Genomic DNA, 4,911 nt, shown 5'->3' with positions numbered 1-4,911 from the left:
GCGCTCGATCCGGGCGCGGCCTGGGAGATCTCGCGCCTCGACGAGACCTGGCAGGCCGAGCAGTGGGGGCTCGATTCCGAGGCGGAGGCGCGGGCGGCGGCCAGCCGGGAGGGGTTCCTCGACGCGGCCCGCCTCTCGGCGCTCCTCGCCTGAGGGGCGCGCATGGCGCCGCGCGGGCGGGCCTTTTACTTAACGATCGGTTACCGCGACGCTTGACCTTTCGGCCCCTGCCTCCGCAAACTGCGCACACGGGCCATCTCGCCGGCCCTGAAGAAAGCAAAATGGGTGCGTCGACGCTCCCGGTACCGCCTCCGCAATGGCGGAGGCCCCAACAGGATTGAAGTGATGAAGCAAAGGTTCCTCTTCGGCAGCGCGATCGCCCTGGTCCTGGCGGCCGGCGCTGCCTCAGGCGCGACGCTCGACGACGTGAAGGCACGCGGCACGCTGAAATGCGGCGTCAACAGCGGCCTCGCCGGCTTCGCCGCCCCGGACGCGGCCGGCAAGTGGGAGGGCTTCGACATCGCCGTCTGCCGCGCGCTCGCCGCGGCGGTGCTCGGCGACGCCGAGAAGGTCGAGTTCACGCCCACCACCACCGAGACCCGCTTCACCGCGCTCGCCTCGGGAGAGGTCGACGTGCTGTCGCGCAACTCCACCTGGACCTTCAGCCGCGACGTCGACCTCAAGTTCACCTTCGCCGGCGTCAACTACTACGACGGCCAGGGCTTCATGGTGTCGAAGGATCTCGGCGTCACCTCGGCCAAGGAGCTCGACGGCGCCACGGTCTGCATCCAGACCGGCACCACCACCGAGCTCAACCTCGCCGACTGGTTCAAGACCAACGGCATCACCTACCAGCCGGTGCCGATCGCGACGAACGCCGAGGCGAACCAGCAGTTCCAGGCCGGCGCCTGCGACGCCTACACCACCGACGCCTCCGGCCTCGCCGCCAGCCGCGCCACCTACGAGAACCCGGACAACTGGATCATCCTGCCCGAGATCATCTCGAAGGAGCCGCTCGGGCCGCTGGTGCGCCAGGGCGACGACCAGTGGGCCGACATCGTGCGCTGGACGCTGAACGCGCTCATCGCCGCCGAGGATTACGGCATCACCGCCGCCAACGCCGACGAGATGGCCACGACGAGCGAGAACCCGGAGATCAAGCGCCTGCTCGGCACCGAGGGCGACCTCGGCGCCATGTTCGGCCTCGACAAGGACTGGGCCAAGCGCGCCATCCAGGCCCGCGGCAACTATGGCGAGATCTTCGCCGCCAACATCGGCGAGGGCACGCCCTCGAACATCGCCCGGGGCCTCAACGCGCAATGGACCGACGGCGGGCTGATCTTCTCGCCGCCCTTCCGCTGATCCCGGCACACGGGCCGGGGCGCGCGCCTGCGCGCGCCCCGGGGACCTGACCGGATGCCGGGACCGCCATCGCCGCGGTCCCGGCTTCACGCGCAGCCGATGGGGATGACATTGCGATGACCAGCGCAGAAATGCCGGGCGAGCGTTTCCGGCTCAGCATGCTGATCTACGACACGCGCTACCGCTCGCTCACCATCCAGGTCATTGCCCTCATCTCTTTCATGCTGGCGGCCGCCTGGCTGGTGAACAACACCGTCCAGAATCTCGCGGCGCTCGGCAAGACCTTCGATTTCGGCTTCCTCGGCACCCGCGCCGGCTACGACATCAACCAGACGCTGATCCCCTATACCAACGACAGCACCCACGGCCGGGCGGCGATCGTGGGCATCCTCAACACCTTCCTCGTCGCCATCCTCGGCTGCCTCCTCGCGACGATCATGGGGGTGCTGATCGGCATCCTCCGCCTCTCGCCGAACTGGCTGGTGTCCAAGCTCGCCGGCACCTACGTCGACGTCTTCCGCAACGTCCCGGTGCTGCTCTGGATCTTCGCCTTCTTCGCGATCCTGACCGACATGACGCCGGCCCCGGCCGCCTTCCGCGGCGACAACCCCAGCGCGCAGATGATCTTCGGCGCCGTCGCCATCACCAACCGCGGCTTCTACATCCCCTGGCCGGTCCTCGCGCCGGGGTGGCAGCTCGTCGTCGGGATCTTCGCGCTCTCCGTCGTCGCCGTCGTCGCCTTCGGCCGCTACGCCAGGGCGCGGCAGGAGGCGACCGGCGAGATCCTCCCGACCTTCTGGATCAAGGCCGGGCTCCTCGTCGCCCCGACGCTCCTCGCCGACCTGCTCGCCGGCCATCCGATCAGCTTCGACTTCCCCGAGCTGCAGCGGTTCAACTTCGAGGGCGGCGGCTTCATCGACAAGTCGCTGATCGCGCTCTGGCTGGCGCTCTCCTTCTACACCGCCGCCTATATCGCCGAGAACGTCCGCGGCGGCATCCAGGCGGTGTCGCGCGGCCAGACCGAGGCGGCGGCCGCGCTCGGCCTGCGCCCGAACCGGATCATGAACCTCGTCGTGCTGCCGCAGGCGATGCGGGTCATCATCCCGCCGCTCATCTCGCAGTACCTGAACCTGACCAAGAACTCCTCGCTGGCCATCGCCGTCGGCTACATGGACGCGCGCGCCACCCTGGGCGGCATCACCATGAACCAGACCGGGCGCGAGCTCGAGTGCATGCTCCTGCTCATGGGCTTCTACCTGATCCTCAGCCTGCTGATCTCCTCGATCATGAACTGGTACGACGCCCGCGTTTCGCTGAAGGAGCGCTGAGATGGCCGAGGTCGCCTTCGTCCGCCACGAGATGGAGCCGCCGCAGGCCCCGCCCTCCGGCCAGGTCGGCCCGGCCCGCTGGCTGCGCGAGAACCTCTTCTCGAGCTGGCTGAACGCGCTGCTGACCATCGCCTCGGTCGCCTTGCTCTGGTGGCTCGTCTCGCACATGCTCCCCTGGTTCGCCCACGGGGTCTGGAATGCGGGCTCGCTGACCGAGTGCCGGCAGATCATCCAGGCGACCTGGGGCGAGGGCGCCTCCGGCGCCTGCTTCGCCGTCATCCGCGAGCGGTGGCAGCAGTTCCTCTTCGGCTTCTATCCCGTACACCTCTACTGGCGGCCGACGCTCACCTTCTTCCTCCTCCTCGCCGCGCTCGCGCCCGTCCTCGTCTCCGAGCTGCCGCGCCGGCTGCTCTGGTTCTCGGCCGCCTTCCCCGGCCTCTGCTACTGGCTGCTCTGGGGCGGCTCGCTCTGGGTGCCGATCGCGATCTATGCCGGCTTCGTCGTCGGGCATCTGGCGCAACGCCTGCTCGCCGCCGCCGGCTACGGCCTGGTCGCGCCCTTCGCGGCGGCGCTGGCGACGGTGCTCTGGTGGCTCTACCTCGTCGGCCCGGTCGCGGACGCCTTCGCCTCGGTAGTGCCGCTCGCGCTCACCCCGGTGGCCTCGAAGCTCTTCGGCGGCTTCATGCTCTCGACCGTCATCGGCATGACCGGCATCGCCTTCTCGCTGCCGCTCGGCGTGCTGCTGGCGCTCGGCCGGCGGTCGGACATGTTCATCGTCAAGGCGCTCTCGATCGGCTTCATCGAGTTCATCCGCGGCGTGCCGCTGATCACGCTGCTCCTGGTCGCCACCTTCCTGCTCAACGTCTTCCTGCCGCCGGGGACGAACTTCGACATCATCCTGCGCGTCATCATCATGGTGACGCTCTTCGCCGCCGCCTACATGGCCGAGACGATCCGGGGCGGGCTCGCCGCCCTGCCGCGCGGCCAGTACGAGGCGGCCGACGCGCTCGGGCTCGACTACTGGAAGTCGATGCGGCTCATCATCATGCCGCAGGCGCTGAAGATCTCGATCCCCTCCATCGTCGGCAACTTCATCTCGCTCTTCAAGGACACCACGCTCGTCGCCATCATCGGCCTGCTCGACCCGCTCGGGCTCGTCACCTCGATCCGCGCCGACTCGAACTGGAACGGCATCGTCTGGGAGCTCTACGGCTTCGTGGCGCTGCTCTTCCTTCTCTGCTGCTACGGGATGTCGCAATATTCCCGCTACCTCGAGCGCAAGCTCCGCACCGACCGACGCTGAAAGGGACCCGACCCATGGCCGAACCGCATCCCGTCGACGCCTCCGAGCTCGAGCCGGTCGACACCTCGAGGCTCAAGGTCTCCGACGAGCCGGCGATCCAGATCATCGGCATGAGCAAGTGGTACGGCCAGTTCCACGTGCTGCGCGACATCAACCTCACCGTCTACAAGGGCGAGCGGATCGTGGTCTGCGGCCCCTCGGGCTCGGGCAAGTCGACGCTGATCCGCTGCATCAACCGGCTCGAGGAGCACCAGAAGGGCCAGATCATCGTCGACGGCGTCGAGCTCACCTCCGACCTCAAGAACATCGACAAGGTGCGCTCCGAGGTCGGCATGGTCTTCCAGCACTTCAACCTCTTCCCCCACCTCACCATCCTCGAGAACTGCACCCTCGCGCCGATCTGGGTCCGCAAGACCCCGAAGCGGGAGGCCGAGGAGATCGCCATGCATTTCCTCACCAAGGTCAAGATCCCGGAGCAGGCGCACAAGTACCCCGGCCAGCTCTCCGGCGGGCAGCAGCAGCGGGTGGCGATCGCCCGCTCGCTCTGCATGCGCCCGAAGATCATGCTCTTCGACGAGCCGACCTCGGCGCTCGACCCCGAGATGATCAAGGAGGTCCTCGACACCATGATCGAGCTCGCCGCCGAGGGCATGACGATGATCTGCGTCACGCACGAGATGGGCTTCGCCCAGGCCGTGGCCAACCGCGTCATCTTCATGGACCAGGGCCAGATCGTCGAACAGAACGAGCCGAAGGAGTTCTTCAACAACCCGAAGTCGGAGCGGACCAAGCTCTTCCTCAGCCAGATCCTCGGGCACTGAGGGCCCTCCGCGCCGCGCCTGCCCGCGGCGTTAATCTCCGGTCGCAGCCGCAATTCGTATGGCCGCTTTCCAGCCCCCTTCCAGCCGCATTCCAGCC

Annotated in this window: 4 protein-coding genes; all 4 read left to right on the top strand. The window is 68.0% G+C overall.

The window, feature by feature from the left end:
• Positions 1–345 precede the first annotated feature (345 nt).
• Entirely contained in the window at positions 346–1,362 is a 1,017-nt protein-coding gene (locus tag Q0112_RS04420; protein WP_297971975.1) for an amino acid ABC transporter substrate-binding protein, read from the top strand.
• Positions 1,363–1,478: 116 nt separating this feature from the next.
• Positions 1,479–2,690, top strand: a complete 1,212-nt coding sequence (locus Q0112_RS04415; protein ID WP_297971973.1) for an ABC transporter permease subunit — start codon at positions 1,479–1,481, stop codon at positions 2,688–2,690.
• Position 2,691: 1 nt separating this feature from the next.
• The gene (locus Q0112_RS04410) at positions 2,692–3,993 is read left to right on the top strand and encodes an amino acid ABC transporter permease (RefSeq protein ID WP_297971971.1); all 1,302 of its coding nucleotides are present in this window, start codon (positions 2,692–2,694) and stop codon (positions 3,991–3,993) included.
• 14 nt (positions 3,994–4,007) lie between these two features.
• The gene (locus Q0112_RS04405) at positions 4,008–4,814 is read left to right on the top strand and encodes an amino acid ABC transporter ATP-binding protein (RefSeq protein WP_297971969.1); all 807 of its coding nucleotides are present in this window, start codon (positions 4,008–4,010) and stop codon (positions 4,812–4,814) included.
• The last annotated feature ends 97 nt before the right edge of the window (positions 4,815–4,911 follow it).

The sequence above is a fragment of the uncultured Amaricoccus sp. genome (assembly GCF_937858865.1).
Taxonomy (GTDB): Bacteria; Pseudomonadota; Alphaproteobacteria; order Rhodobacterales; family Rhodobacteraceae; genus Amaricoccus.
The sequence above is the reverse complement of the archived record's forward strand: the minus strand, read 5'-3'. Positions and strand labels throughout refer to the sequence as shown.

What these genes read in the sequence shown, in the direction of transcription:
- Q0112_RS04420 (WP_297971975.1), top strand. Translation starts at nt 346, where the DNA reads ATGAAGCAAAGGTTCCTCTTCGGCAGCGCGATCGCCCTGGTCCTGGCG.
- Q0112_RS04415 (WP_297971973.1), top strand. Translation starts at nt 1,479, where the DNA reads ATGACCAGCGCAGAAATGCCGGGCGAGCGTTTCCGGCTCAGCATGCTG.
- Q0112_RS04410 (WP_297971971.1), top strand. Translation starts at nt 2,692, where the DNA reads ATGGCCGAGGTCGCCTTCGTCCGCCACGAGATGGAGCCGCCGCAGGCC.
- Q0112_RS04405 (WP_297971969.1), top strand. Translation starts at nt 4,008, where the DNA reads ATGGCCGAACCGCATCCCGTCGACGCCTCCGAGCTCGAGCCGGTCGAC.